This is a genomic window from Citrobacter sp. Cpo091, assembly GCF_030332645.1.
In the GTDB taxonomy this organism is placed as follows: Bacteria; Pseudomonadota; Gammaproteobacteria; order Enterobacterales; family Enterobacteriaceae; genus Citrobacter; species Citrobacter portucalensis.
The window spans coordinates 449,547-475,931 of the sequence record NZ_JAOWHL010000039.1 but is presented as its reverse complement, the minus strand read 5'-3'; the positions used below and the strand labels follow the sequence as shown (position 1 = coordinate 475,931).

23 protein-coding genes are annotated in these 26,385 nt (G+C 51.6%); 15 read left to right on the top strand and 8 right to left on the bottom strand.

Annotated features, from left to right (window positions below):
* Positions 1-91 precede the first annotated feature (91 nt).
* Complete coding sequence (gene cysQ / locus OGY04_RS18580; RefSeq protein WP_008786026.1) at positions 92-832, top strand: 3'(2'),5'-bisphosphate nucleotidase CysQ; 741 nt, start codon at positions 92-94, stop codon at positions 830-832.
* Here cysQ and OGY04_RS18575 read toward each other — a convergent pair.
* The gene (locus tag OGY04_RS18575; protein WP_008786027.1) at positions 822-1,379 is read right to left on the bottom strand and encodes a YtfJ family protein; all 558 of its coding nucleotides are present in this window, start codon (positions 1,377-1,379) and stop codon (positions 822-824) included. The two genes, cysQ and OGY04_RS18575, sit on opposite strands and share 11 nt — an antisense overlap.
* Positions 1,380-1,707: 328 nt before the next feature.
* Here OGY04_RS18575 and OGY04_RS18570 point away from each other — a divergent pair, with 328 nt between their 5' ends.
* Positions 1,708-1,914 carry a DUF1107 domain-containing protein gene (locus OGY04_RS18570; RefSeq protein ID WP_003025710.1) on the top strand — a complete coding sequence of 69 codons (207 nt, stop codon included), beginning with the start codon at positions 1,708-1,710 and terminating at the stop codon, positions 1,912-1,914.
* A 66-nt stretch (positions 1,915-1,980) separates the two neighbouring features.
* Here OGY04_RS18570 and paeA read toward each other — a convergent pair whose 3' ends face one another.
* Positions 1,981-3,321 (bottom strand): polyamine export protein PaeA, encoded by a 1,341-nt coding sequence (gene paeA, locus OGY04_RS18565; RefSeq protein ID WP_003830418.1) that lies wholly within the window; start codon positions 3,319-3,321, stop codon positions 1,981-1,983.
* Positions 3,322-3,593: 272 nt separating this feature from the next.
* Positions 3,594-4,232: a peptide-methionine (S)-S-oxide reductase MsrA gene (gene msrA / locus OGY04_RS18560; RefSeq protein WP_003830412.1), complete on the bottom strand. Its 639-nt coding sequence runs from the start codon at positions 4,230-4,232 to the stop codon at positions 3,594-3,596.
* Positions 4,233-4,444: 212 nt separating this feature from the next.
* Between msrA and tamA the strand changes: the two genes are divergently transcribed.
* From tamA to OGY04_RS18545, 3 genes are read left to right on the top strand one after another with little or no spacing between them, the layout of a single operon-like run.
* Positions 4,445-6,178, top strand: a complete 1,734-nt coding sequence (gene tamA, locus OGY04_RS18555; RefSeq protein WP_003025718.1) for an autotransporter assembly complex protein TamA — start codon at positions 4,445-4,447, stop codon at positions 6,176-6,178.
* The gene (tamB, locus tag OGY04_RS18550; protein ID WP_186413792.1) at positions 6,175-9,951 is read left to right on the top strand and encodes an autotransporter assembly complex protein TamB; all 3,777 of its coding nucleotides are present in this window, start codon (positions 6,175-6,177) and stop codon (positions 9,949-9,951) included. The genes tamA and tamB overlap by 4 nt, the downstream gene beginning before the upstream one ends.
* A 2-nt stretch (positions 9,952-9,953) precedes the next feature.
* Positions 9,954-10,298, top strand: coding sequence for a gamma-glutamylcyclotransferase family protein (locus OGY04_RS18545; protein WP_003025723.1), 345 nt, complete (start codon positions 9,954-9,956; stop codon positions 10,296-10,298).
* Positions 10,299-10,355: 57 nt separating this feature from the next.
* Here the strand turns inward: OGY04_RS18545 and OGY04_RS18540 are convergent, their stop codons facing one another.
* Together OGY04_RS18540 and yncE are read right to left on the bottom strand one after the other, a co-directional pair.
* Positions 10,356-12,365 (bottom strand): TonB-dependent receptor domain-containing protein, encoded by a 2,010-nt coding sequence (locus OGY04_RS18540; protein WP_286585814.1) that lies wholly within the window; start codon positions 12,363-12,365, stop codon positions 10,356-10,358.
* Between the two features lie 84 nt (positions 12,366-12,449).
* Positions 12,450-13,520, bottom strand: coding sequence for a 7-bladed beta-propeller protein YncE (gene yncE / locus OGY04_RS18535; RefSeq protein ID WP_286585811.1), 1,071 nt, complete (start codon positions 13,518-13,520; stop codon positions 12,450-12,452).
* Positions 13,521-13,854: 334 nt separating this feature from the next.
* Between yncE and tssD the strand changes: the two genes are divergently transcribed.
* From tssD to OGY04_RS18515, 4 genes are all read left to right on the top strand, one after another.
* Positions 13,855-14,982, top strand: a complete 1,128-nt coding sequence (gene tssD, locus OGY04_RS18530; RefSeq protein ID WP_250671457.1) for a type VI secretion system tube protein TssD — start codon at positions 13,855-13,857, stop codon at positions 14,980-14,982.
* 12 nt (positions 14,983-14,994) lie between these two features.
* Positions 14,995-15,204, top strand: coding sequence for a DUF4926 domain-containing protein (locus OGY04_RS18525; RefSeq protein ID WP_060682836.1), 210 nt, complete (start codon positions 14,995-14,997; stop codon positions 15,202-15,204).
* Positions 15,205-15,741: 537 nt separating this feature from the next.
* A complete protein-coding gene (locus OGY04_RS18520) occupies positions 15,742-15,993 on the top strand; it encodes a MarR family transcriptional regulator (protein WP_071845223.1) in 252 nt (83 codons plus the stop codon).
* Positions 15,994-16,000: 7 nt separating this feature from the next.
* Entirely contained in the window at positions 16,001-16,279 is a 279-nt protein-coding gene (locus OGY04_RS18515) for a colicin immunity domain-containing protein (RefSeq protein WP_167820370.1), read from the top strand.
* Between the two features lie 99 nt (positions 16,280-16,378).
* Here the strand turns inward: OGY04_RS18515 and ppa are convergent, their stop codons facing one another.
* Positions 16,379-16,906: an inorganic diphosphatase gene (gene ppa, locus OGY04_RS18510; RefSeq protein ID WP_003025726.1), complete on the bottom strand. Its 528-nt coding sequence runs from the start codon at positions 16,904-16,906 to the stop codon at positions 16,379-16,381.
* Between the two features lie 309 nt (positions 16,907-17,215).
* Here ppa and ytfQ point away from each other — a divergent pair, with 309 nt between their 5' ends.
* The 5 genes from ytfQ to OGY04_RS18485 all read left to right on the top strand — a co-directional run bounded on the left by ytfQ (position 17,216) and on the right by OGY04_RS18485 (position 23,018).
* Entirely contained in the window at positions 17,216-18,172 is a 957-nt protein-coding gene (ytfQ, locus tag OGY04_RS18505) for a galactofuranose ABC transporter substrate-binding protein YtfQ (RefSeq protein ID WP_008786033.1), read from the top strand.
* 103 nt (positions 18,173-18,275) lie between these two features.
* The gene (ytfR, locus tag OGY04_RS18500; protein WP_286585806.1) at positions 18,276-19,778 is read left to right on the top strand and encodes a galactofuranose ABC transporter, ATP-binding protein YtfR; all 1,503 of its coding nucleotides are present in this window, start codon (positions 18,276-18,278) and stop codon (positions 19,776-19,778) included.
* Between the two features lie 13 nt (positions 19,779-19,791).
* Complete coding sequence (gene ytfT / locus OGY04_RS18495) at positions 19,792-20,814, top strand: galactofuranose ABC transporter, ATP-binding protein YtfT (RefSeq protein ID WP_003830397.1); 1,023 nt, start codon at positions 19,792-19,794, stop codon at positions 20,812-20,814.
* The gene (yjfF, locus tag OGY04_RS18490) at positions 20,801-21,802 is read left to right on the top strand and encodes a galactofuranose ABC transporter, permease protein YjfF (RefSeq protein ID WP_008786036.1); all 1,002 of its coding nucleotides are present in this window, start codon (positions 20,801-20,803) and stop codon (positions 21,800-21,802) included. The genes ytfT and yjfF overlap by 14 nt, the downstream gene beginning before the upstream one ends.
* 103 nt (positions 21,803-21,905) lie before the next feature.
* Complete coding sequence (locus OGY04_RS18485; RefSeq protein WP_074439548.1) at positions 21,906-23,018, top strand: methyl-accepting chemotaxis protein; 1,113 nt, start codon at positions 21,906-21,908, stop codon at positions 23,016-23,018.
* A 76-nt stretch (positions 23,019-23,094) separates the two neighbouring features.
* Here OGY04_RS18485 and fbp read toward each other — a convergent pair whose 3' ends face one another.
* Complete coding sequence (gene fbp / locus OGY04_RS18480; protein WP_003830390.1) at positions 23,095-24,093, bottom strand: class 1 fructose-bisphosphatase; 999 nt, start codon at positions 24,091-24,093, stop codon at positions 23,095-23,097.
* A 175-nt stretch (positions 24,094-24,268) separates the two neighbouring features.
* Here fbp and mpl point away from each other — a divergent pair, with 175 nt between their 5' ends.
* Positions 24,269-25,645: a UDP-N-acetylmuramate:L-alanyl-gamma-D-glutamyl-meso-diaminopimelate ligase gene (gene mpl, locus OGY04_RS18475; protein ID WP_003830388.1), complete on the top strand. Its 1,377-nt coding sequence runs from the start codon at positions 24,269-24,271 to the stop codon at positions 25,643-25,645.
* Between the two features lie 99 nt (positions 25,646-25,744).
* Here mpl and yjgA read toward each other — a convergent pair whose 3' ends face one another.
* Positions 25,745-26,296 carry a ribosome biogenesis factor YjgA gene (gene yjgA, locus OGY04_RS18470; RefSeq protein WP_008786039.1) on the bottom strand — a complete coding sequence of 184 codons (552 nt, stop codon included), beginning with the start codon at positions 26,294-26,296 and terminating at the stop codon, positions 25,745-25,747.
* Positions 26,297-26,385: the final 89 nt, after the last annotated feature.

The window sequence follows — 26,385 nt, the reverse complement described above, 5'->3', positions numbered from 1 at the left end:
ACCGCAGACGCTATCACAGTTGGCGGATCCCCTGACGATCGGGTATAAGTAAAACAACGAGTTAACACCACTGACAGAAACGAGGTGGAGAATGCTAGAACATGTATGCCAGCTTGCACGGAACGCGGGCGATGCCATTATGCAGGTCTACGATGGAATCAAACCGATGGAGATTACCAGCAAGCAGGATGATTCTCCGGTCACGGCGGCAGATATCGCCGCACATACGGTGATCCTCGAAGGATTACTGGCGCTGACGCCGGATATTCCGGTTCTGTCTGAAGAGGCGCCTCCTGGCTGGGATGTTCGCCAGCATTGGCAGCGCTACTGGCTGGTGGACCCGCTGGACGGGACCAAAGAGTTCATTAAGCGTAACGGTGAATTTACCGTCAATATTGCGCTGATCGAGAAAGGAAAGCCGGTTCTGGGCGTGGTTTACGCGCCGGTAATGAAAGTGATGTACAGCGCAGCAGAAGGTAAAGCGTGGAAAGAAGAGTGCGGCGTACGCAAACAAATTCAGGTTCGTGACGCGCGTCCGCCGCTGGTGGTCATTAGCCGCTCGCATGCCGACAATGAGTTAAAAGAGTATCTGCAACAGTTGGGCGAGCACCAGACCACCTCGATTGGCTCATCGCTGAAGTTCTGCCTGGTGGCGGAAGGGCACGCACAGCTGTATCCGCGTTTTGGGCCAACCAACGTTTGGGACACCGCCGCTGGCCATGCCGTTGCCGCCGCAGCCGGAGCGCACGTTCACGACTGGCAGGGGAAACCTCTGGATTACACCCCACGTGAATCGTTCCTCAACCCCGGCTTCCGCGTCTCTATTTACTGAGTAATTTGTGCAGCAGGGCAATTACCTGCTGCACCTCTTCCTGCGTTAATGCGCCATCTTTTGCCCACTGCACGCGTCCGTCCTTGTCGAGTACGACGATAGCGGAGCTCTCTTCATCCAGTTGCCAGGCTTTACGCGCAATGCCATTGCTGTCGACAATGAATTGCGACCACGGGTAGAGCTTCTTATTGCTCTCCAGACTGCTGCGCACAAACATACCGGAGCCGGGAATGGCGTCATCCGTGTTGACGATAGTGGTGGTCTGGTATTTGTCGTGCGGCAGGTTGGCGGCTTTGATTGCCTCGATCAGCGTCGCATTTTTCTCTTTGGCGGAGGTGCGTCCGGCAATGTGTTGCACAATTCGCACTTTGCCTGGCAACTGCGCGCTATTCCAGCTTTTGTAGCTAAACTTATCGTTATCGAGAATCAGTTCGCCGCGATCGGCGATCCCCACCGGCGGTACGCGCTGGTCAGTCTCAAACTTATGTGCGGAGGCAATCATCGGCAGTAGCAGGCACGACAGCGCCAGCAGATTTCGTAAGGTCATAGGTTTTCCTTCTTTCTTTTATTTTGCAGGTGATCCGACCACTTGGGTCTGGAATTTAATCATATGTGCGAATGATGCTTTTTCCCGCAAGCGCGATGCCAGTTTGCGGACGGGCGCACAAATCCTGCGAAAAATGAAGGCTTATACTGAAGACAGCGAAGCGTTGAAAAGATAATTCTGAATAATTGTAACTTGAAGGTAAATAAACTTATACACGCTGGAAACATCAACGAGATAGTCTATAGTCATAGGGCATTAAAATTTGCGCCTGAGGATTGTCGGACCGATTGTGGTACCGCAAAGGCGTAATGCTCAGCAGGAGACAACAATGAAAATTTTCCAACGATACAACCCGCTGCAGGTGGCGAAGTACGTGAAGATCCTGTTTCGTGGACGGTTATATATCAAGGATGTAGGCGCTTTTGAATTTGATAAGGGTAAGATTCTTATCCCAAAAGTGAAGGACAAACTGCATTTTTCCGTGATGTCCGAAGTTAACCGTCAGGTCTTGCGTCTGCAAACTGAGATGGCTTGATCAAAGTGCTATGCAGTAGTTAAAAAAACGGCTCCTGATGGGAGCCGTTGATGTTTCTGTAAGGCGTTAAGACGCCTTTGCCTCTTCTTTTGCATCTGGCAGTTTTGGTACCAGAACGGTAGGTTTACTGTCCAGACGCGTCACCAGCAGCTGATCGATCTTGTAGTTATCGATATCCACCACTTCAAATTTGTAACCTGAATACTTCACCGAGTCGGTGCGTTTCGGGATTTTACGCAGCATGAACATCATAAAGCCGCCGATGGTTTCATAGTTGCCGGACTGCGGGAACTCGTCGATATCCAGCACGCGCATCACGTCATCAATCGGTGTACCGCCGTCGACTAACCATGAGTTTTCATCACGTGCCACAATCTGCTCTTCCAGACCCTGACCTACCAGATCGCCCATCAGCGTCGTCATAACGTCGTTGAGCGTGATAATCCCCACCACCAGCGCGTACTCGTTCATGATGACGGCAAAGTCTTCGCCTGCGGTTTTGAAGCTTTCCAGCGCTTCAGAGAGCGTCAGCGTGTCCGGGACGATCAGCGTATTGCGGATCTGTACGCCGCTGTTCAGCGCCATGCTTTGGTTTGCCAGTACGCGGTTGAGGAGATCCTTTGAATCAACATAACCAATGATGTGGTCGATATCTTCGTTACACACCAGGAATTTGGAGTGCGGATGTTCCGCCACCTTGTTCTTCAGGCTTTGCTCATCTTCATGGAGATCGAACCAGATAATATTCTCGCGCGAGGTCATTGAAGACGGGACGGTACGGGATTCCAGTTCGAACACATTTTCAATCAGCTCATGCTCCTGCTTGCGCAGAACACCCGCCAGCGCACCCGCTTCGACCACGGCGTAAATGTCGTCCGAGGTGATGTCGTCTTTACGCACCATTGGGATCTTAAACAGACGGAAAATGTTGTTTGCCAGACCGTTAAAGAACCACACCAGCGGGCGGAAGACCAGCAGGCAGAAGCGCATCGGGTTGATGATACGCAAAGCCACAGCTTCTGGCGCAATCATACCGATGCGTTTCGGGGTTAAATCCGCGAACAGGATGAACAGGCCAGTAACCAGCGAGAACGACAGAATAAAGCTTAACTGTTCGGACAGCTCTGGAGTGAAGTACTTCGAGAAAAGGCTGTAAAACGCCGGGGAGAATGCTGCATCACCGACGATACCGCCGAGAATGGCGACCGCGTTAAGGCCAATTTGCACGACGGTAAAAAACATGCCGGGGTTTTCCTGCATCTTCAAAACACGTTGTGCGTTTACGTTGCCTTCATCGGCAAGCAGTTTAAGTTTTATTTTGCGTGATGCAGCAAGCGAGATCTCAGATATCGAGAAAAACGCACTCACGGCGATCAGGCAGAGAATGACTAAAATACTGTTTAACATATCTTATCCGACCGTTCGGGTCAGATCCTCGGAAGGGAGAAGTTGATACTCGTCGTCTTTCAAGCTGCAGGTGCGTTAGCTGCACTCATTCACCCCAGTCACATAGTTCTCTATGCTCCTGGGGATTCACGAGTTTGCCGCCTGCCTGCAACTCGAAATCCTTAGAGTATAAATCCAATGGAATATTCATTGAAAACCGGCTCGTGGAAGTGAGCCGGTAAATTCAGAAGCTAGTATAGCGTAAGGCACTGTAAAGTCGCCAGAGGGGGAAATTATCCTTGTGGCGGCAGGCAAACACCAATACCACCAATGCCACAATAACCGTAAGGGTTTTTGTGCAGATACTGCTGGTGATCGTCCTCGGCATAATAGAACGGGGTTGCCGTAGTGATTTCCGTGGTAATGGTGCGCTCGTCGCCTGCGGCGGTCATTGCTGCCTGAAAACGTTCAAGGCTGGCCTGTGCGGCGGCGGTTTGTTCCGGCGTTAACGGGTAAATGGCGGAGCGATACTGCGTGCCCTGGTCGTTCCCCTGACGCATGCCTTGAGCCGGGTCGTGATTTTCCCAGAACACCTGCAGCAGTTGTTCGTAGCTGATAACATGCGGGTCATAGACGATGCGTACCGCTTCGGCATGCCCGGTATCGCCAGAACACACTTCACGATAGGTTGGGTTTGGGGTGTAGCCGCCGGTGTACCCGGCTGCGGTGCTGTATACCCCGGGTAATGACCAAAATAAACGCTCAACGCCCCAGAAGCATCCCATGGCGAAATAAGCTATCTCCATACCGTCGGGCACGTTGGTCATCGAATGTTGGTTAACCGCATGCAGCGTTGCCACTGGCATCGGGGTGTTGCGTCCAGGTAGCGCATCTGCTTGAGTAACAAGATGCTTTCTATCAAATAAACTCATGGCCGTTCTCCCGAAATCAGTCATTTGGGTTAAGGTTGTAACGAGACGCGTCTTTGCCCACAATAAACGGCGTGAATACGTCTAGAGTTAAACATAAGAAATATTTGGGTTGTCGTCTGTTTTTCAACTCTTATTGTTGATTTTTTGTTAAGCCGAGGAACGGCATAGTATTTTTTTCCAGGGGTGGGAAAAAAGGATATTCAGGAGAAAATGTGCCACATATCCGTCAGTTATGTTGGGTGGGATTACTGTGCTTAAGTGGCTCCGCCGCCGCCGCGAATGTTCGCTTACAGGTCGAAGGATTATCAGGACCGCTGGAGAAAAACGTCCGTGCGCAGCTGTCCACGATTCAAAGTGATGAAGTCACTCCAGACCGACGCTTTCGTGCGCGCGTTGATGATGCCATCCGCGAAGGGCTAAAAGCGCTGGGCTACTTTGAGCCGACCATTGATTTTGAACTGCGTCCACCGCCGGCAAAAGGCCGCCAGGTGCTGATTGCCAAAGTGACCCCCGGCGAGCCGGTGCTGATTGGTGGCACTGAGGTGATTTTGCGCGGTGGCGCGCGTACGGATAAAGATTATCTGGATCTGCTGAAAACACGCCCGGCAATCGGCACCGTGCTGAATCAGGGGGACTATGACAACTTCAAAAAGTCACTCACCAGCGTGGCGCTGCGCAAAGGCTACTTCGATAGTGAATTTAATAAAAGCCAGCTCGGGATAGCGCTTGAGCGTCGCCAGGCGTTCTGGGATATCGATTACAACAGCGGCGAACGCTATCGCTTTGGGCATGTCACTTTTGAAGGCTCGCAAATTCGCGATGAGTATCTGCAAAATCTGGTGCCCTTTAAAGAAGGTGAAGAGTACGAGTCGAAAGATCTGGGCGAACTGAACCGTCGTCTGTCGGCGACCGGATGGTTTAATTCCGTGGTCGTCGCACCGGAGTTTGATAAAGCCCGCAAAACCAAGGTGCTACCCCTGAAAGGCGTGGTCTCACCGCGAACCGAAAACACCATCGAAACCGGGGTCGGTTATTCAACTGACGTCGGGCCACGGGTGAAGACCTCGTGGAAAAAGCCGTGGATGAACTCCTACGGGCACAGCCTGACGACCAGCGCCAGTATCTCGGCGCCAGAGCAGGTGCTTGATTTCAGCTATAAAATGCCGCTGTTAAAGAACCCGCTGGAGCAGTATTACCTGGTACAGGGCGGCTTTAAGCGTACCGATTTAAACGACACCGAGCAGGATTCCACAACGCTTGCGGTTTCCCGTTACTGGGACCTCTCCAGCGGCTGGCAGCGCGCGATTAACCTGCGCTGGAGCCTCGACCACTTTACCCAGGGTAACGTCACCAACACCACTATGCTGCTCTATCCGGGCGTGATGATCAGCCGGACGCGTTCACGCGGCGGCCTGATGCCTGTCTGGGGCGATTCCCAGCGCTACTCTATTGATTACTCGAACACGGCCTGGGGTTCAGATGTTGATTTCTCCGTTTTCCAGGCGCAAAACGTCTGGATCCGCACGCTGTACGACAGGCATCGCTTTGTGATGCGCGGTAATCTCGGCTGGATTGAAACCGGAGACTTCGACAAAGTGCCGCCGGACCTGCGTTTCTTTGCCGGGGGCGATCGCAGTATTCGCGGCTACAAATACAAATCTATTTCGCCGGAAGGCAGCGACGGCAAGCTGAAAGGGGCCTCCAAGCTGGCAACTGGCTCGCTGGAATACCAGTACAACGTGACCGGTAAATGGTGGGGGGCGATGTTTGTCGATAGCGGTGAAGCGGTCAGCGATATTCGCCGAAGCGATTTCAAAACCGGTGCCGGGGTCGGCGTACGCTGGCAATCACCAGTGGGGCCTATCAAGCTCGACTTTGCCGTCCCGGTCGGCGACAAAGATGAACATGGTTTACAGTTTTACATCGGTCTGGGGCCTGAATTATGAGTTTATGGAAGAAGATAAGCCTCGGCGTGCTGATTTTTATCCTGCTGTTGTTAGGCTCGGTGGCGTTCCTCGTCGGTACCACCTCGGGCCTGCATCTGATCTTCAAAGCCGCTAATCGTTGGGTTCCGGGTCTGGAAATTGGTCAGGTCACCGGCGGCTGGCGGGATCTATCACTGAAAAATATTCGCTACGACCAGCCTGGCGTGGCGGTGAATGCTGGTGAAGTGCATTTGGCCGTGGGGCTTAACTGTCTGTGGGACAGCAGCCTGTGCGTCAACGATCTGGCGCTGAAAAACATCAACGTGGCGATCGACAGCAAAAAGATGCCGCCATCCGCGCCGGTTGAGGAAGAAGAGAGCGGTCCGCTTAATCTTTCCACGCCTTACCCCATCACGCTTTCGCGCGTGGCGCTGAACAACATCAATATCAAAATCGATGACACCACGGTTTCAGTGCTGGATTTTACTTCCGGCCTGAACTGGCAGGAAAAAACGCTGACGCTGAAGCCAACGTCATTACAGGGGCTGCTGATTGCTCTGCCTAAAGTGGCGGAAGTGGCACAGGAAGAGGTTGTCGAACCGAAGATTCAAAACCCGCAGCCGGATGAAAAACCGCTCGGGGAAACGCTAAAAGATCTGTTCTCAAAGCCGGTACTGCCGGAAATGACCGATGTCCATCTGCCGCTCAATCTCAATATTGAAGAGTTTCGCGGCGAGCAGTTGCGCGTGACCGGGGATACGGATTTAACAGTACATAGTATGCTGCTGAAAGTGAGCAGCATAGACGGCAACATGAAGCTCGACGCGCTGGATATCGACTCGAATCAGGGAACGGTAAAAGCCAGCGGCACGGCGCAACTGACCGACACGTGGCCGGTTGACATTACGTTAAACAGCACGCTAAACATCGACCCGTTAAAAGGCGAAAAGGTGAAGCTGAAGGTCGGCGGTGCGCTGCGCGAACAGCTGGAAGTCGGCGTCAATCTGTCTGGTCCGGTAGATATGGACCTGCGTGCACAGACGCGCCTGGCAGAAGCCGGATTGCCGCTCAACATTGAGGTGGTAAGTAAGCAGGTTTACTGGCCGTTTACCGGTGAGAAACAGTTCCAGGCCGATGACATCAAGCTCAAACTGACCGGCAAGATGACCGACTATACGCTGTCGATGCGTACCGCCGTGAAAGGTCAGGATATTCCTCCGGCTACTATCACGCTGGACGCCAAAGGCAACGAGCAGCAGATCAATCTCGACAAACTCAGCGTTGCGGCGCTAGAAGGGAAAACCGAGCTGAAAGCGCTGGTGGACTGGCAGCAGGCGATCAGCTGGCGCGGGGAGCTAACGCTGGATGGTATCAATACCGCGAAAGCGATCCCGGACTGGCCGTCAAAACTGAATGGCCTGGTGAAAACGCGCGGCAGTCTGTACGGCGGAAGCTGGCAGATGGAGGTTCCGGAGCTGAAGCTGACCGGCAACGTGAAGCAGAACAAGGTCAATGTGAACGGTTCGCTGAAGGGGAACAGCTACCTGCAGTGGACGATTCCGGGCCTTCATCTGGAGCTGGGACGCAACAGTGCGGACGTAAAAGGCGAACTGGGGGTTAAAGACCTCAACCTCGACGCGACGATTGATGCCCCAAGCCTGGATAACGCGCTGCCGGGGCTGGGCGGTACGGCGAAAGGGCTGGTAAAAGTTCGCGGTACGGTTGAAGCACCACAGCTGCTGGCGGATATTACCGCCCGTGGTCTGCGCTGGCAGGAACTTTCCGTTGCTCAGGTGCGCGTCGAAGGCGATGTGAAATCGGCCGAGCAAATCGCCGGTAATCTCAACGTTCGCGTAGAGCGGATTGTACAACCTGACGTGAATATTGGTCTGGTGACGCTCAACGCCAAAGGCAGTGAAAAGCAGCATGAACTGCAGTTACGCATTCAGGGTGAGCCGGTTTCAGGGCAACTGGATCTTGCCGGGAGCTTTGATCGCAAAGAACAGCGCTGGAAAGGGGAGTTAAGCAATACCCGCTTCCAGACGCCGGTCGGTCCGTGGTCGCTCAACCGGGCTATCGCGCTGGATTATCGTAATCAAGAACAGAAAATTAGTATCGGGCCGCACTGCTGGAACAACCCGAATGCGGAGCTGTGCGTACCACAAACCATTGATGCCGGTGCAGAAGGTCGCGCGGTGGTGAATCTTAACCGCTTCGACCTGGCGATGCTAAAACCGTTTATGCCGGAGACAACCCAGGCCAGCGGTGTGTTCACTGGCAAAGCTGATGTGAGCTGGGATACCACCAAAGAGGGGCTGCCACAGGGGCAGGTCACCCTGAGCGGACGTAACGTGAAGGTCACGCAAAGCGTGAATGATGCCCCGCTCCCCGTGGCGTTTGAAACGCTGAATCTGACCGCCGACTTGCACAATAACCGTGCCGAGTTGGGCTGGCTAATTCGTCTGACCAACAACGGGCAGTTTGACGGACAGGTGCAGGTAACGGACCCGCAAGGGCGTCGTAATCTGGGCGGTAACGTCAATATTCGCAACTTCAATCTGGCGATGGTGAACCCTATCTTCTCGCGCGGTGAAAAAGCGGCAGGGATGATCAACGCCAACCTGCGGCTGGGCGGCGATGTGCAAAGCCCGCAGTTGCTCGGACAGCTGCAACTGAGTGGTCTGGATATTGACGGTAACTTCATGCCGTTTGACATGCAGCCAAGCCAGTTAGCCGTTAACTTCAATGGAACACGCTCAACGCTGGCGGGCGTGGTGCGTACGCAGCAGGGAGAAATTAACCTGAGCGGCGATGCCGACTGGAGTCAGATAGACAACTGGCGGGCGCGTGTTGCGGCTAAAGGCAGCAGGGTGCGTATTACCGTACCGCCGATGGTCCGCCTCGACGTATCGCCGGACGTGGTCTTTGAAGCCACGCCGAGCCTGTTTACTCTCGATGGTAACGTGGATGTGCCGTGGGCGCGTATCGTGGTACATGACCTGCCGGAAAGCGCGGTTGGGGTTTCCAGCGATATGGTTATGCTTAACAACAACCTGCAGCCCGAGAAACCGCAGACCGCCGGTATTCCGATCAACAGCAACCTGAATATCCACGTCGGTAACAACGTGCGTCTTGACGCCTTTGGTCTGAAAGCGCGTCTGACGGGCGATCTGAAAGTGGTGCAGGATAAGCAAGGTCTGGGGCTTAACGGGCAAATTAATATTCCGAGCGGTCGCTTCCACGCCTATGGTCAGGATCTGATTGTGCGTAAGGGCGAGCTGTTGTTCTCCGGTCCGCCGGATCAGCCGTTGCTCAACATCGAAGCGATTCGTAACCCAGATGCCACCGAAGACGACGTGATCGCTGGCGTTCGCGTCACCGGTACCGCCGATGAACCGAAGGCGGAGATCTTCTCCGACCCGGCAATGTCGCAGCAAATGGCGCTTTCCTACCTGCTACGTGGACAAGGGCTGGATAGCGAACAGAGCGATAGCGCAGCGATGACTTCAATGCTTATTGGTCTGGGGGTTGCACAAAGTGGTCAGGTTGTGGGTAAAATCGGGGAGACATTTGGCGTAAGCAATCTGGCACTGGACACGCAAGGGGTGGGCGACTCATCTCAGGTGGTTGTCAGCGGATACGTACTGCCAGGTCTGCAGGTGAAATATGGTGTGGGTATATTTGACTCCTTAGCGACACTCACGCTACGTTATCGTCTGATGCCTAAGCTATATCTGGAAGCAGTGTCTGGCGTAGATCAGGCACTTGATTTGCTCTATCAGTTCGAGTTTTAGCAATGCGAATATTTGTCTACGGCAGTTTACGAACCAAACAAGGCAACAGCCACTGGATGACCAATGCCCTGTTGCTGGGAAATTTCAGTATCGACAACTACCAGTTGTACAGCCTGGGCCACTATCCAGGCGCGGTTCCGGGAAATGGAACAGTACACGGGGAAGTTTATCGTATTGATAACGCCACGCTGGCAGAGCTTGACGCTCTGCGTACCCGCGGCGGGGAATACGCACGCCAGTTAATTCAAACGCCGTACGGAAGTGCATGGATGTACGTGTACCAACGTCCGGTTGATGGCTTAACGCTGATTGAAAGCGGTAACTGGTTAGACAGAGACCAGTACTGATATATCGCCTACCAGAATAAACAACGCCGCCTTCGGGTGGCGTTGTTTATTAAAGGCTTAAAACTCCACGCGCGCGCCGAGGTTATAGCGGCGTCCTTCCACCTGCGCGGATTCATTCCATGCAGTCGTCAGTTTCGGATCTTCATCCAGCACGTTGTAGATCCCTGCCATCAGATGCGTGTGCTTATTGAGCTTATAACGTACGCCTACGTCGACCATCGTGTAGTCATCGTACTTATAGTTATTGCCGCTGTTGCGGTTACTGCTGCGGTAATTCACCGTACTCCATACGTCCAGACTCTGCGTTGCCGCCCAGTTCAGCGACAGGTTCGCCATATGGCGCGGATAATCGTTGAGCGCGTAGCCTTTGTTTACGCCGCTTTTCTGTTCGCTATGGTTCCAGGTGTAGTTAGCGTTGGCTTTTACATCGGCGCTAATCTGCCAGTCGGCATTCAGTTCTATGCCGTACACGTCCGCTTTGCTGACGTTGAAGTATTTACTGACGGAGTCCGCCTTGTAGCCATTCACGGAGCACTGATTCGTCGATGTAGTTTCGCAAATGGTTTGTTCAGCAATTTTGTCTTTGAACTGCGTATAGAAGACGGTGCTATCCAGTGACAGCGCATTCCCCGTCCAGTAGAGGCCCAGCTCAGAGTTAACGCTTTGTTCTGGTTTCAGATCGTCGTTACCGACGGTCAGGAAGGGATAAGGTACGGTCGAGCCGTATGGGGTAACAAAGTCGCTGGATGTCGCACGCAGCTCAGGTTTTTTATAGCCTGCGGAAACGCCGCCCTTCAGCGCCCAGTCATTGCTGAAGGCCCAGTTACCGTACATTTTCGGCGTAATATGTGTGCCAAAGTTATCATCCTGGTCCATACGCGCTGATGTAGTCAGGATAAAGTCGTCAATGCTCCAGCCGTCTTCAGCAAACAATGCCCAACCGTTACGGCTGATTTTTGTCACTGGCTCAGATCCGGGCAGCGTTTTGTTGGCCACATCAAAGCGGTCATTCAGCTCTTCGCGGGTGAAATTCGCCCCAACGGTCAGTTTATGGTTGTCGAGCGTGAAGGTGGTTTGCGAATTAGCGACGTAGTTCTCCATCTGCACATACTGCGGCGACTGGCCGTCATAAACGTACTTCGAACGGCCTTTTTCATAGTTTATGTAGTTGGTCGTTGCAATGGTGTCGTCGGCATACCAGCCGGTATGCGTTAGGGTGGCGGCGTTACGATCGAACAGCCATAACCACGGCGCGCCGCGCTTCTGGGTACGGTTTTTCTCCTGCTCACCGGTGACCACATTGAGGTCGAACAGGTTATTTTCGCTAGCGGCCAGGCCCAGCGTCATATCAACGGATTTACGGTTGTGTTTACCGAAATAGTTATTGCGATCGTCATCGCGACGGTCGAGCCAGTCGGCCGCTACGCTAAGGCCGAGAACATCGGGCACAATCGGCCCCATGGTAAACAGATTCATCTGGCTGGTATTACCCAAATACTGGTGTTCCTGAAGCCAGGTATTGGCGGCAATTGCCGTCGTCCACTCTTTTGCGCCATACGGTTTTTTAGTAATCACGTTGACCACACCGCCGATGGCATCTGAGCCGTACAGCGAGGACATGGGCCCGCGGATAACTTCGATACGCTCAATGGCCTCCATCGGCGGTAAGAAGTTGGCTTCAGTACCGATGTCATGTCCGTAAGGGCGAGATTCACCGGTATTTTGTTTGACGCTGTTGACCATAAACGCGGTATAGGACGGGTCCATGCCGCGAATCATAATGCTGCCAGCGTTCATACCGCTGCTGTTGGTGACCGAGACGCCAGGAAGGTTTTTAATCGCTTCACCAATGCTACGGTCCGGCTGAATATCCAGCGTTTTACGATCGATAACGGAAATGGTGGCCGGCGCTTCGCGCTTTTGCTGCGAGAACCCGGATGCGGTGATCACCATTTCATCTTCGCTATTGCGTGAGGTTTCGGTGAGTTCTTCTGCCTGAGTGGGGAAAATAACACTGCCTGAGAATGCAACGATCCCTGTCAGCGTAATAAGTTGACGCGTTTTCATAATATAGACACCTGAAAAGTAAAAAATAAAAGCATCACCTTGCAGCCCAGAAAAGCTGCAAGGTGTCAGAAGCGTTTTTAATTATTAATATTTGGAGAGGTCGATTTTCAGCACGTAGTCGGGCTTCACACCGGTCATTTTTTCCGGCTGTTTGACGCTGACATACAGGGTGTTGGCATCAGACGAGAGCGCCAGGCTGTTAGGTAACGCATTGGTTTCAATGCTTTGTTTTACCTGATAAGTCTTGCTGTCCACAATGCTGATGCGCTTTGCATTACGGTGGGTGATATACACTTCCTGGCGCTTTTCGTTATATATCACTGCCAGCGAGTTGATAACCTTAATGGGGGCAATAACCTTACCGGTATTAATATCAACAACCAGTACATCCGCTAAATCAGGATCGGTCAGGAATGCGCGATTATTTTTTGCATCCAAAGCAATATTCAGGAAAAAATGTTTTTTGCCTGGCTCAATACTAAAGCGGTTAATAATTTGATGGTTAGTGGTATCCAGCGTAATAAGTTCGTTGCGGCCATTTACGACATACAGGCGGTTCTTATTGGCATCTACGGCCATGCCGGTCGGATACTGGCCCATGTTTTCAAGGGTGGCGATTTTCTCGCGCTTTTGCGTATCCACCACCCAGACAATACCCTTTTCAGCCACGCCGGAAACGTACAGGCGGTGATGCTGTTTATCGAGCACCATTTCGCGGGTATGGACAATTTCTTTCGAGTTTTTGGCTTCGCTCAGTTGCAGTATTGCCAGCTCTTTACCGCTGCGGGTATCAATGAGCGTGACCGAACCCTCCAGCGTGTTGCCGACATAGAGCACCTGGTTTCCTGCATCCAGGGCAGTGGCAAAGGCACGACGGCTGGTTTCGATAACTTCAGTCGTGGTGAGCTTCTCCAGATCGAGTTTATAGATAAGCCCGCTGGTTTTATCTTTATCAAACGACGGCGACGAGGCAGCAAAAAGCGCATTCTGCTGGCTATCAACCGCCAGTTCATACACGCCGTTGCCAACGTCGCGGGTCAGAAAATCTTGCTCAGGTAGCGTCTGCGCCACGCTGGACAGGCTGGTAAATAACAGTGCTGTGGCGAGAGCCGCGCAGGAATAGCGTTTCAGGGACTTCACATTGTGGAGGTTCATTGACTTTTATTCACATTTATTTACATGTTGAGAATGATAATGAGATCTAATCTCATTCGCAATTAAGATAAATGAAATGTGACTACCCAATCTGGTAGGTGTTTATAGGCATGTTTTATGTGTGTGTATTTACAGCAAAAATCACGATAGCTCAGTTGACGTTACTGCAATGAGGTTATGTTAATAAATATATCTAATTATTCCTGAAATAATATTCTTCGTATTTATGGTTATATATAATTTATTTAATTTGATCTACCTGGTATAAATAATTTAACTCCATAGGCAATATTACTCAGTGTATAAATTTACTAACTATGGAGGATAGTAATGGATGAGCAATATTGTTTATCTTAAACTTATTGGTGAACAACAAGCCGATATTTCTGATGGATGTGGCACAACTGATTCAGTCGGTAATTGTTGGCAACAGAATCATGTGAATGAAATATTTGTTTTTTCTCTGGTTGCAGGAGTAGCGAGTACAGGTAACGGTACGAATCTACAGAACTTAACATTCAGTAAGCAAATAGATAAAAGCTCACCACTATTAATGAATGCGATTAATAACAATGAAAACCTGTTTCTAGAGTTTTGGTTTTATCGCATAAATAGATATGGTCAATGGGAGAGGTATTATTATATTCAGCTCAGAGGTGCATCGATATCAAGCATTCAGATGAGAGTTATAAAAGACGAGATACATACAGAAACAATATCTGTTGATTATGATTATATTCTCAGTAAACATCTGATAAGTAATACTGAGTTTAGCTATCTTGCTCTGCCTGCAGAATACAATAAGTTGTTTGTTCCTGTGCCGAAACCCCAGACTCAAACCCTTAACAGCGCTGGTATAGGTCGACTGCTGGCGGCAGGGGGGATTTATAACGGCAACATCGAGGGGTTCAGGGACACTGCAGAAAAATTGGGGGGTGATGCACCTATCGGTTTTAACCAGATAATTAATGACCAGACCAAGGGATTGCTGATCGTGGGGGCTTCAATAACTGCAGGGTTAGGGATTGGTAAGTTGAGTACGGCCAGTGCGCTGGCTGAGATATCGAATTATAGTAAGATTCCATCCCTTGAATCCCCTTATTTAAAAGGGTTCACATCAGAGGCTGGAACATTACTCAATGCCAAACATGCAGTTATCGATCCGAAAAAAATGGCATCTTATGCTTTAAATCCAGAGCATCCTGTTGGGGGGAATAAAGCGAGAGTTTTCGAATCAGCTTTGGGTTTTAACCCATCTAATGCAGGGATCTTAGTTTCCAGAGTTCAGCAGGGAATCATATCTAGCTCTGCTGAGTTAGGGGCCTATGATAAATTTGGTCAAAGAATGTCCGTCGATATACCGATTATTGGGGTGAACGGAGAAACCGCGATAGTTCGTACAGGTTGGATGTATGAGACTGACTCGCTAGTGCCTCGTATGACGACCATCTATGTAAAATAGTAAGGCTAAATAATGAAATTATCACCTTTAGACGTTGTGTTTCTGAATGTTGATTTGCCAGGCGATGGTTTAACGAAGGGTCAGGTCGGTGCAGTTATTGATGTGTATTACTCACCGTCATTAGCTTACGAAGTTGAGTTTTGTGACAAAGAAGGAAAGACTATTGCATCTTTGGCTCTATCATCGGAGCAACTGACCAAAGATTTTACTTATATTCCGTGACCATATGACTGCGGAGAATATGGGGCTATGGTTTTATTATGAAAGAAAATGAGTTAAAAATCTTCTTGAGAAAGAAAAGGTATCAAAACCTCTCTATTCACTAAACGGAGGATTGCCTAATGAGTAGTTATACCTTGATTTTGAAATTGATAAATGGATAGTTTAAAAGTGGTAAGAACGAGAGTTGTCGAATTTATTATGGAAGATGATGCCTGTGATTATATGTATAAAGAGATTCAATCAATAAATGAAGTCAATTACATATCATGACTGGATGAATCACATACTAAGGGATAACAGTTTATTCGCATCTACTGATTGTTTAGTTTTTGGTTCTAAAGGTCTTTCTTATCAATACTTTGGGTTCGTAGATAGTTATGTTGGCTGGAGGCTCATTTGGTGTGAATCGTGTGGTCACGGAGTGAGAATCTCAAGAACACAAATACCGTTAGGAGAAAATGTATTAATTAATGAAAAGGAGCAGGATCTTTTTTTTGAAACTAAACCTTATCTGAAGTTAATGGCGTAATGTTATAAATGATTGCGAATATTGAATTTAACGTACTGAAAGTTATGGCTGAGAAAGACAAAGACTGGAATTGTTATCTTCTTGATCGGGTACTTTCTGTAAGAGATATTCCAGGTTTTGGTAATGTAGTCAGAAATGTTAATAGCTTGGCTGATCAGGGCCTTGTAGAAATCATTGATATCGAAAATGCTACTCAACCTGACTATCGAGTTACTGATGAAGGGCATGAGTATGTAAAAAACCATCATTCAGGAGATTAATAGCAGAATGACCAATGCCAGTCAGTGGTTAATCGATTCCTTTCTTTCCGGTGTGCTATCCGCTTCAGAGTTTGATAAGCAATATAGTGTTGCCTGGCGAAATTATAGGGACTCTGATGATATAAATGAAATTGATGAAAATACAAAATTGTATGTAGATAGCGTATTTACAGCTTTAGATCTTTATTGTTCTGATCCTAAACTCAGAGATGACAATGATCTGGATGATTGTGCTTTGCTAAGTGAAGTCGCTTCTTTGAATAAGTGGTGGCGAGGGATCGATTGATCCGTATATGCATCACCATTCAGGGCGAGTCACTGCATCAAAAAAAGCCCCTCATAAAACGAGGGGCTTCAATCAGTTATGCTGACTTAGAAAGCGAACTTACTTCTTCGCGCGCTCGAAGGAAGCAACGATTTCAGCTTTAGCAGCTTCAGCGTTGTCCCAACCGTCAACTTTCACCCATTTGCCCGCTTCGAGATCTTTGTAGTGTTCGAAGAAGTGGGTGATCTGCGCTTTCAGCAGTTCCGGCAGGTCGGTCACATCTTTGATGTGATCGTATTCTTTGCTCAGCTTGGTGTGCGGTACCGCAACCAGTTTCGCATCTTCACCGGATTCGTCGGTCATTTTCAGTACGCCAACCGGACGGCAGCGGATCACTGAACCTGGCTCCAGTGGGTACGGAGTCGGGACCAGAACGTCTACCGGGTCACCGTCCAGAGACAGGGTGTGGTTGATGTAACCGTAGTTGCACGGATAGAACATCGCGGTGGACATGAAGCGGTCAACGAACAGGGCGCCGCTCTCTTTGTCAACTTCGTATTTGATCGGATCTGCGTTCGCAGGGATCTCGATAACAACGTAGATATCTTCCGGCAGGTCTTTACCGGCAGGGACGTTGAGTAAGCTCATGTCTGTTTCCTTTAAATAAGCTATGGCAAACAAGTGGCGGGTATTATAGCCAACTCGCGCGGAATGTCTCCGCTTGTTTTCGCTTTCTCTGCGTGCATTTTCTTCTTTTTACCTCTCTCTCGTGACAGAAAAATCCATATCTTCAGCCGCATTTTTCATAGCGAGATGAAAGCGATTACAAAGTTGTGATTAACGTTTTATTTACTTTTTTGAAGTGTGATGTAACGCAATCCGTTACATGCTCAATTGTCTATAGTTTTTTCGCAACGGTTAATTAACCAACAATAATCACCCTACGAGGACGCACTTATGTGGAAGCGCTTACTTTTAGTCACAGCAGTTTCGGCAGCCATGTCGTCTATGGCAATGGCAGCCCCTTTAACCGTAGGATTTTCGCAGGTTGGCTCTGAATCCGGCTGGCGCGCCGCAGAAACCAACGTCGCGAAAAGCGAGGCCGAAAAGCGGGGAATTACGCTGAAAATTGCTGACGGCCAGCAAAAGCAGGAAAACCAGATTAAAGCAGTCCGCTCATTTGTTGCGCAGGGCGTCGACGCCATCTTTATTGCGCCGGTCGTGGCAACGGGTTGGGAGCCGGTTTTAAAAGAAGCTAAAGATGCCGATATTCCGGTCTTTTTGCTCGATCGTTCCATCGATGTAAAAGACAAATCTCTCTATATGACCACCGTCACCGCCGACAACGTGCTGGAAGGTAAATTGATCGGTGACTGGCTGATTAAACAAGTGGACGGCAAGCCGTGTAACGTCGTTGAGCTGCAAGGGACCGTCGGGGCCAGCGTGGCTATCGATCGTAAAAAAGGATTTGCTGAAGCTATCGCTAATGCGCCAAACATCAAAATTATCCGCTCTCAGTCCGGCGACTTCACTCGCAGTAAAGGGAAAGAAGTGATGGAGAGCTTTATCAAAGCGGAAAACAACGGCAAGAACATCTGCATGGTTTACGCCCACAATGATGACATGGTGATCGGTGCGATTCAGGCCATCAAAGAAGCGGGCCTGAAACCTGGCAAAGATATTCTCACCGGTTCCATCGATGGCGTACCGGATATCTACAAAGCGATGATTGACGGCGAAGCCAACGCCAGCGTCGAGCTGACGCCGAATATGGCTGGTCCGGCATTCGACGCGCTGGAGAAATTCAAAAAAGACGGCACGATGCCTGAGAAGCTGACCATTACCAAGTCGATCCTCTATCTGCCGGATACGGCAAAAGAAGAGTTAGAGAAGAAGAAAAACATGGGCTACTAAGCCTTCATGAAAATGCCGGGTGCGCTGCGCTTGCCCGGCCTACATTACGCTCTTTTGTAGGCCGGATAAGCGTAGCGCCATCCGGCGTGATGCAGGGGGAACCATGACCACCGACCAACATCAGGAAATCCTCCGCACCGAAGGATTAAGCAAATTCTTTCCCGGCGTCAAAGCGTTGGATAACGTGGATTTCAGCTTGCGTCGTGGCGAGATTATGGCGCTGCTGGGAGAAAACGGAGCCGGCAAATCGACGCTCATCAAAGCGCTGACCGGCGTTTACCATGCCGATCGCGGCACTATCTGGCTCGAAGGCCAACCGATCACCCCCAAAAATACCGCCCATGCACAACAACTGGGGATTGGCACCGTGTACCAGGAAGTGAACCTGCTGCCCAATATGTCGGTTGCCGATAACTTATTTATTGGTCGTGAACCGCGGCGCTTTGGCCTGCTCCAGCGCAAGCAGATGGAAAAACGTGCGACGGAGCTGATGGCGTCATACGGTTTTTCCCTCGACGTGCGCGAGCCGCTGAACCGCTTTTCCGTGGCGATGCAACAAATCGTCGCCATCTGTCGGGCGATCGATCTCTCCGCAAAAGTGCTGATCCTCGATGAGCCGACCGCCAGCCTTGATACTCAGGAAGTTGAAATGCTGTTTGGCTTGATGCGACATCTGCGCGATCGGGGCGTCAGTCTGATCTTCGTCACCCACTTTCTTGATCAAGTTTATCAGGTCAGCGATCGCATTACCGTTCTGCGTAACGGCGGCTTCGTTGGCTGCAGTGAAACCCGAGAACTGCCTCAGATCGAACTGGTCAAAATGATGCTGGGCCGTGAACTGGATACCCATGCGCTACAGCGTGCGGGCCGCACGTTGCTAAGTGATAAACCGGTGGCGGCATTCAGCGGCTTTGGCAAAAAAGGCACCATCGCGCCATTTGATCTACAGGTGCGTCCCGGTGAGATCGTCGGTCTCGCCGGACTACTGGGATCCGGGCGAACGGAAACGGCGGAGGTGATCTTCGGTATTAAACCCGCCGACAGCGGAAGTGCGCTGATCAAAGGCAAACCGCAGACCTTGCGATCGCCACATCAGGCTTCGTGTCTGGGGATCGGTTTCTGTCCGGAGGATCGCAAAACGGATGGCATTATTGCCGCCGCTTCGGTGCGGGAAAACATCATTCTGGCATTGCAGGCACAGCGCGGCTGGCTGCGGCCTATTCCCCGGAAAGAGCAAAACGAGATTGCCGAGCGTTTTATCCGCCAGCTTGGTATTCGTACTCCGAACGCTGAGCAGCCGATCGAATTTCTCTCCGGCGGCAATCAGCAAAAAGTACTGCTCTCGCGTTGGTTACTGACCAAACCGCAGTTCCTGATCCTCGATGAACCCACGCGTGGGATCGACGTTGGCGCGCATGCGGAGATCATTCGCCTGATCGAAACGCTGTGCGCGGATGGTCTGGCGCTGTTGGTCATTTCATCCGAACTGGAAGAGTTAGTGGGCTATGCCGATCGGGTCATTATTATGCGCGATCGCAAACAGGTGGCCGAGATCCCCCTGGCTGAACTGTCCGTACCGGCGATCATGAACGCCATTGCGGCCTAAGGAGACTATGGTGATGCCTCAATCTCTCCCTCAATCCAATCCGTCTAAACGGCGGTTCCGTTGGCCAAAGGGGATGCCACAGCTGGTGGCGTTACTGCTGGTGCTGCTGGTGGATAGCCTGGTCGCCCCGCACTTCTACCAGGTAATTTTGCAGGATGGTCGGCTGTTCGGTAGCCCGATTGATATTCTCAACCGCGCCGCGCCCGTGGCGCTGCTGGCGATTGGTATGACGCTGGTGATTGCTACCGGCGGCATCGACCTTTCCGTGGGGGCCGTCATGGCTATTGCTGGCGCTACTACCGCGGCGATGACGGTGGCCGGGCACAGTCTGCCGGTGGTGCTGCTTGCCGCGTTAGGCTCCGGCATTCTGGCTGGGCTGTGGAATGGGATTCTGGTGGCCATCCTCAAGATCCAACCGTTTGTCGCCACGCTAATCCTGATGGTGGCCGGGCGCGGGGTGGCGCAGCTTATCACTTCCGGGCAGATCGTCACCTTTAACTCGCCCGAACTGTCATGGTTTGGCAGCGGCTCGCTCTTACTGTTCCCTACGCCGGTAATTATTGCACTGCTCACGCTGGTGGTGTTCTGGCTGCTGACGCGGAAAACGGCGCTGGGTATGTTTATCGAAGCGGTGGGTATCAACATTCGTGCGGCAAAAAACGCCGGGGTGAACACCCGCATTATCGTGATGCTCACCTATGTGCTGAGCGGCCTGTGCGCGGCTATCGCTGGCATTATCGTCACGGCGGACATTCGCGGGGCAGATGCCAATAACGCCGGATTATGGCTGGAGCTGGATGCCATCCTGGCGGTGGTTATCGGCGGCGGGTCGCTGATGGGCGGGCGCTTTAACCTGCTGCTGTCGGTGGTAGGCGCCTTGATTATTCAGGGCATGAACACCGGGATTCTGCTGTCGGGCTTCCAGCCGGAATTGAATCAGGTGGTCAAAGCCGTGGTGGTGTTGTGTGTGCTGGTCGTGCAGTCGCAACGATTTATCAGCCTGATAAAAGGAGTGCGTGGTCATGATAAAACGTAATTTACCGCTGATGATCACCCTCGGCGTGTTTGTGCTGGGTTATCTCTACTGCCTGACGCAGTTTCCCGCTTTTGCTTCCACCCGGGTCATTTGCAATATCCTGACCGATAACGCCTTTCTGGGCATTATTGCCGTAGGCATGACCTTCGTGATCCTCTCTGGCGGGATCGACCTTTCCGTTGGCTCGGTGATCGCCTTTACCGGCGTATTTCTGGCAAAGGCCATTGGCTATTGGGGCATTTCTCCGCTGCTGGCGTTCCCTTTGGTTTTGCTGATGGGCTGCGCGTTTGGTGCGTTTATGGGGTTACTGATTGATGCGCTGAAGATCCCGGCATTTATTATCACCCTGGCGGGAATGTTCTTCCTGCGCGGCGTCAGCTATCTGGTCTCAGAAGAATCTATCCCGATTAATCATCCGGTTTATGACACGCTCTCAAGCCTGGCATGGAAAATTCCCGGCGGTGGTCGCCTGAGCGCGATGGGATTGCTGATGCTGGCGGTTGTCGTCATCGGCATATTCCTGGCGCACCGTACGCGCTTTGGTAATCAGGTTTACGCGATTGGCGGCAACGCCACTTCTGCCAACCTGATGGGCATCTCAACCCGCAGCACCACCATCCGCATTTATATGCTGTCTACCGGGCTTGCGACGCTTGCCGGCATTGTCTTTTCCATTTACACCCAGGCGGGCTATGCGCTGGCGGGCGTTGGCGTCGAACTGGATGCGATAGCCTCAGTTGTGATTGGCGGAACGCTGCTCAGCGGTGGGGTCGGTACAGTGTTAGGGACGTTGTTTGGCGTCGCTATTCAGGGGCTGATCCAGACCTACATTAATTTTGACGGCACATTAAGTTCCTGGTGGACGAAGATCGCGATTGGCATTTTATTGTTTATTTTTATAGCGTTACAACGCGGTCTGACGGTGCTTTGGGAAAATCGTCAAAGCTCGCCGGTTACCCGAGTGGGTACGGCGGCAACACCAAAGTAACATACTGATTTTGCACAAAACATTTAAATACCTAAACTTTTTCCGGTTGTAGTCGATAGGTTCTGTACAGGTCTGTTTTAACCCTACAACCGGAAATATAACGATGCCAAAATCCCTTTCAATTCGATCAACTTTGTTGGTGTTATTGTCTCTGCTGACGTTCCTTCTGCTACTGACCGGTGGCATGGGACTATATGCTTCTACCCGTGTCATTACATCGTTGATTTATCACGGTATTATGAGCGCTGCGATGTTGGCTGCTATCGCATTGCTGGCGGTCATTTGGTTTATGCTGCGAAATAAGTTTCTCAAACCGTTGGATAACATGGTTGAGCAACTGGAACGTCTGGCAACGGGGGATTTGTCGCCGGTTAACGCGTTGTCGGCCAGCGCCGAATTCAACCGCCTGAATGCGGCAATGGATGACATGCGCCATGCGCTGGGCGACTCGGTACAGCGCGTACGCGATGCCAGCTCGCAAATTGATATTGGCAGTCGTGAACTGACGGCCGGTAACCAGCATCTGGCGCAACGCACTGAATCGACAGCCACTTCGCTGGAGCAGACCGCCGCCAGCATGGAAGAACTCACGGCGACGGTGAAACAGAATGCGCAGAACGCGGAACAGGCGCACCAACTGGCAAAATCGGTGTCGGATACCGCCGATCGCGGTAGCGAAATGGTATGCTATGTGATCGAGAAAATGCGCGATATTTCAGGCAGTTCCAGCCGAATCGCCGATATCCTCAGCGTGATTGATGGCATTGCTTTCCAGACCAATATTCTGGCGCTCAATGCTTCCGTTGAAGCGGCGCGAGCTGGTGAGCAGGGGCGGGGCTTTGCGGTTGTGGCAGGTGAAGTGCGTAATCTGGCCAGCCGCAGCGCCGAGGCGGCCAAAGAGATCCGTACGCTAATCAGCGATTCGCACACCCATGTGGGGGAAGGCAGTGAACTGGCGCAGCAGGCGGGCGAAACCATGGATGAAATCGCGACCGAGGTTATGCGTATGACCAAACTGATGCGTGAAATTGCCAGTGCGTCCCAGGAACAGAGTCGCGGCATAGAGCAGGTGAATATCGCGGTAATTCAGATGGATGAAACGGCGCAGCAAAACGCGGCGCTGGTGCAGCAGTCTTCAGCGGCTACCCGCTCGCTGGAAGAGCAGTCTTCAGCGCTAATCGAAGCAATGGCCGTATTTAAGCTACAGAAAGCGTAAGCAGACGATGGATTTTGTAGGCCGGATGGCAACGCTACGCGTTTTATCCGGCCTACGTCCGTGCGATGAATGATACTTACGCGTCCGGGAACTCGCGGATAAAGCGTTCTACATCTTCAACCATATGGTCGTTACCCACGAAGAAGGAGCGGCGCTGGTGCAGACTTTCTGGGGTGATATCCAGAATGCGTTCTTTACCATCGCTGGCTTTGCCGCCCGCCTGCTCGGCCAGGAAGGCCATCGGGTTGCATTCATACAGCAGACGCAGTTTCCCTTGCGGGTGGCTGGCGGTGCTTGGGTACAGGTAGATCCCGCCTTTCAGCAGATTGCGATGGAAATCTGCAACCAGAGAGCCAATGTAGCGCGAGGTATACGGGCGCTGGGTTGGCTTATCTTCTTCCTGGCAGAATTTAATGTACTTCTTCACGCCGTTCGGGAATTTGATGTAGTTACCTTCGTTAATGGAGTACGTGCTGCCTTTCGCCGGGAAGCGCATACGTTCCTGGCTGAGGCAGAATACGCCCAGAGAAGGATCGTAGGTGAAGGCATGTACGCCACAGCCGGTGGTATACACCAGCATGGTGGAAGAACCATAAACAACGTAACCTGCAGCAACCTGCTTGTTGCCCGGTTGCAGGAAATCCTCTTCCGTGACCGGTGTGCCGACTGGGGTTACGCGGCGGTAAATAGAGAAAATCGTACCGACAGAGACGTTAACATCGATGTTGGATGAGCCATCCAGCGGATCCATTAGCACAACGTATTTAGCGTGTTCACAGCCTTCAAAGACGACGATTTCATCTTCTTCTTCTGAGGCAATGCCCGCCACAATGTCGCGCGCCTTCAGTGCAGCTTTCAGTTTTTCGTTCGCGAACAGATCGAGTTTTTGCTGAACCTCTCCCTGCACGTTCTCAGCACCGCTGGCACCCAGGATATCGACCAGACCGGCCTTATTGATATCGCGGTGGATGATCTTGGCGCCCAGCTTTATTGCCGACAACAAAGCAGTGAGCTCACCGGTAGCATGAGAAAACTCGTGCTGCTTTTCGACAATAAATTCACCTAACGTTTTCATAACACTTTCCCTGCAATTTATGTGGAGTAAAGCGACCGCAACAATATTAACAAATATTTCCTTTGTTGCGCTTAGGTGAATCGCGCCAGCAAACTGCGGAATATCCTGAAATGCGTTTCTCACTTGCCGGACATGTGCGTAAAATGGCCCCCAGATTAAAAAAGGATAGTGACGTATGCGCATTCATATTTTGGGAATTTGTGGCACTTTCATGGGCGGTCTGGCGATGCTGGCGCGCTCGCTCGGTCATGAAGTAACCGGTTCGGACGCCAATGTGTATCCGCCGATGAGTACCTTACTTGAGAAGCAAGGCATTGATCTGATTCAGGGTTACGATGCCAGCCAGCTCGACCCACAGCCGGACCTGGTGATCATCGGCAATGCCATGACCCGTGGTAATCCGTGCGTGGAAGCGGTGCTGGAAAAGAACATTCCGTACATGTCTGGCCCGCAGTGGCTGCATGACTTTGTCTTGCGCGATCGCTGGGTACTGGCGGTTGCGGGTACGCACGGCAAAACCACTACCGCCGGAATGGCGACCTGGATCCTCGAAGCCTGCGGCTATAAACCTGGCTTTGTGATCGGCGGCGTTCCGGGTAACTTTGAGGTTTCCGCGCGCCTCGGCGAGAGCGACTTCTTCGTGATTGAAGCGGATGAGTACGACTGCGCGTTCTTCGACAAGCGTTCTAAATTCGTGCATTACTGCCCGCGCACGCTGATCCTCAATAACCTTGAGTTCGATCACGCGGACATCTTTGACGATCTGAAAGCTATTCAGAAACAGTTCCATCACCTGGTGCGTATCGTGCCGGGCCAGGGACGCATCATCTACCCGGAAAACGACATCAATCTGAAACAGACGATGGCGATGGGTTGCTGGAGCGAACAAGAGCTGGTGGGCGAACAAGGTCACTGGCAGGCGAAAAAGCTGACCACCGATGCCTCCGAGTGGGAAGTGTGGCTGGACGGTGAAAAAGTCGGCGAAGTTAAGTGGGGCCTGGTGGGCGAGCACAACATGCACAACGGTTTGATGGCGATTGCAGCCGCGCGTCATGTTGGCGTCGTGCCTGCGGATGCGGCCAATGCATTGGGCTCGTTCATCAACGCCCGTCGCCGTCTTGAGCTGCGCGGTGAAGCCAATGGCGTGACGGTGTATGACGATTTTGCCCATCACCCGACGGCCATTCTGGCAACGCTTGCGGCACTGCGCGGTAAAGTGGGCGGCACGGCGCGCATCATCGCGGTGCTGGAACCTCGCTCGAACACCATGAAAATGGGCCTGTGCAAAGATGACCTGGCGCCGTCGTTAGGGCGTGCAGACGAAGTGTTCCTGCTGCAACCCCCGCACATTCCGTGGCAGGTAGCAGAAGTCGCTGAAGCCTGCGTTCAGCCGGCACACTGGAGCGGCGATGTGGATGCACTGGCAGATATGGTGGTGAAAACCGCACAGCCTGGCGATCACATTCTGGTGATGAGCAACGGCGGGTTTGGCGGCATCCATCAAAAACTGCTGGATGGTCTGGCGAAGAAAGCTCAGGCAGAAGAAGAGTAAAAAAATGCCCGGTGGCGCTACGCTTACCGGGCCTACAACGGATCGTAGGCCGGATAAGGTATTTGCACCGCCATCCGGCACTTTCGGCAGACGACGAGGTTAGGCTTCGTTTTCCGCCAGTTCGCGCAGATACTGGAAGATCTGGCGGGAAGATTTTGGCGGTTTGTTGCCCGCTTTTTCTTTCCTGGCGTTACGCACCAGCGAACGCAGTTGCTGACGGTCGGCGTCAGGCCACAGGTTCATCACTTCTTCGATAGCTTCATCGCTACCGTCAACCATACGGTCACGCAGTTGCTCCAGCTTATGGAAGACAACGACCTGTTGGTTGTGACGGTTTTTCAGCTTGTCCAACGCCTGACGGATAGGATCAACATCGCGCTGGCGCAACATTTTGCCAATCAGCTGCAGCTGACGACGGCGACCTTCCATCTTAATACGCTGGGCCAGCTCAATCGCGGCACGTAAATCCGCATCGAGCGGGATTTTATCCAGCGCGTTTTTCCCCAGTTTTACCAGTTCCACACCCAGGTGTTTTAACTCCTCGGCGTCACGTTTTATTTCACTTTTACTGACCCAGATAATTTCATCGTCTTCGTCTTCGATGTCATCACCGGGAACGTCGTCGAGCCAGTCTTCGGGCTGCTTAGTCATGTCAGGCTCCTTAAAAAAAGAGGCTAATGTTACCAGTTAAGATGCGCACTGAAAAACGGTTCTCTGTTAGACTTCAGAGAAACTCTCTC

Excerpts from the sequence above, each read along its gene's own strand:
- yjfF (WP_008786036.1), top strand. The coding sequence starts at position 20,801 with ATGATAAAACGTAATTTACCGCTGATGATCACCCTCGGCGTGTTTGTG.
- OGY04_RS18485 (WP_074439548.1), top strand. The coding sequence starts at position 21,906 with ATGCCAAAATCCCTTTCAATTCGATCAACTTTGTTGGTGTTATTGTCT.
- OGY04_RS18540 (WP_286585814.1), bottom strand. The coding sequence starts at position 12,365 with ATGAAAACGCGTCAACTTATTACGCTGACAGGGATCGTTGCATTCTCA.
- OGY04_RS18545 (WP_003025723.1), top strand. The coding sequence starts at position 9,954 with ATGCGAATATTTGTCTACGGCAGTTTACGAACCAAACAAGGCAACAGC.
- OGY04_RS18520 (WP_071845223.1), top strand. The coding sequence starts at position 15,742 with ATGATTGCGAATATTGAATTTAACGTACTGAAAGTTATGGCTGAGAAA.
- fbp (WP_003830390.1), bottom strand. The coding sequence starts at position 24,093 with ATGAAAACGTTAGGTGAATTTATTGTCGAAAAGCAGCACGAGTTTTCT.
- OGY04_RS18570 (WP_003025710.1), top strand. The coding sequence starts at position 1,708 with ATGAAAATTTTCCAACGATACAACCCGCTGCAGGTGGCGAAGTACGTG.
- tamB (WP_186413792.1), top strand. The coding sequence starts at position 6,175 with ATGAGTTTATGGAAGAAGATAAGCCTCGGCGTGCTGATTTTTATCCTG.
- OGY04_RS18515 (WP_167820370.1), top strand. The coding sequence starts at position 16,001 with ATGACCAATGCCAGTCAGTGGTTAATCGATTCCTTTCTTTCCGGTGTG.
- ppa (WP_003025726.1), bottom strand. The coding sequence starts at position 16,906 with ATGAGCTTACTCAACGTCCCTGCCGGTAAAGACCTGCCGGAAGATATC.
- yncE (WP_286585811.1), bottom strand. The coding sequence starts at position 13,520 with ATGAACCTCCACAATGTGAAGTCCCTGAAACGCTATTCCTGCGCGGCT.
- cysQ (WP_008786026.1), top strand. The coding sequence starts at position 92 with ATGCTAGAACATGTATGCCAGCTTGCACGGAACGCGGGCGATGCCATT.
- mpl (WP_003830388.1), top strand. The coding sequence starts at position 24,269 with ATGCGCATTCATATTTTGGGAATTTGTGGCACTTTCATGGGCGGTCTG.
- msrA (WP_003830412.1), bottom strand. The coding sequence starts at position 4,232 with ATGAGTTTATTTGATAGAAAGCATCTTGTTACTCAAGCAGATGCGCTA.
- paeA (WP_003830418.1), bottom strand. The coding sequence starts at position 3,321 with ATGTTAAACAGTATTTTAGTCATTCTCTGCCTGATCGCCGTGAGTGCG.
- ytfT (WP_003830397.1), top strand. The coding sequence starts at position 19,792 with ATGCCTCAATCTCTCCCTCAATCCAATCCGTCTAAACGGCGGTTCCGT.
- ytfQ (WP_008786033.1), top strand. The coding sequence starts at position 17,216 with ATGTGGAAGCGCTTACTTTTAGTCACAGCAGTTTCGGCAGCCATGTCG.
- tssD (WP_250671457.1), top strand. The coding sequence starts at position 13,855 with ATGAGCAATATTGTTTATCTTAAACTTATTGGTGAACAACAAGCCGAT.
- yjgA (WP_008786039.1), bottom strand. The coding sequence starts at position 26,296 with ATGACTAAGCAGCCCGAAGACTGGCTCGACGACGTTCCCGGTGATGAC.
- ytfR (WP_286585806.1), top strand. The coding sequence starts at position 18,276 with ATGACCACCGACCAACATCAGGAAATCCTCCGCACCGAAGGATTAAGC.
- OGY04_RS18525 (WP_060682836.1), top strand. The coding sequence starts at position 14,995 with ATGAAATTATCACCTTTAGACGTTGTGTTTCTGAATGTTGATTTGCCA.
- OGY04_RS18575 (WP_008786027.1), bottom strand. The coding sequence starts at position 1,379 with ATGACCTTACGAAATCTGCTGGCGCTGTCGTGCCTGCTACTGCCGATG.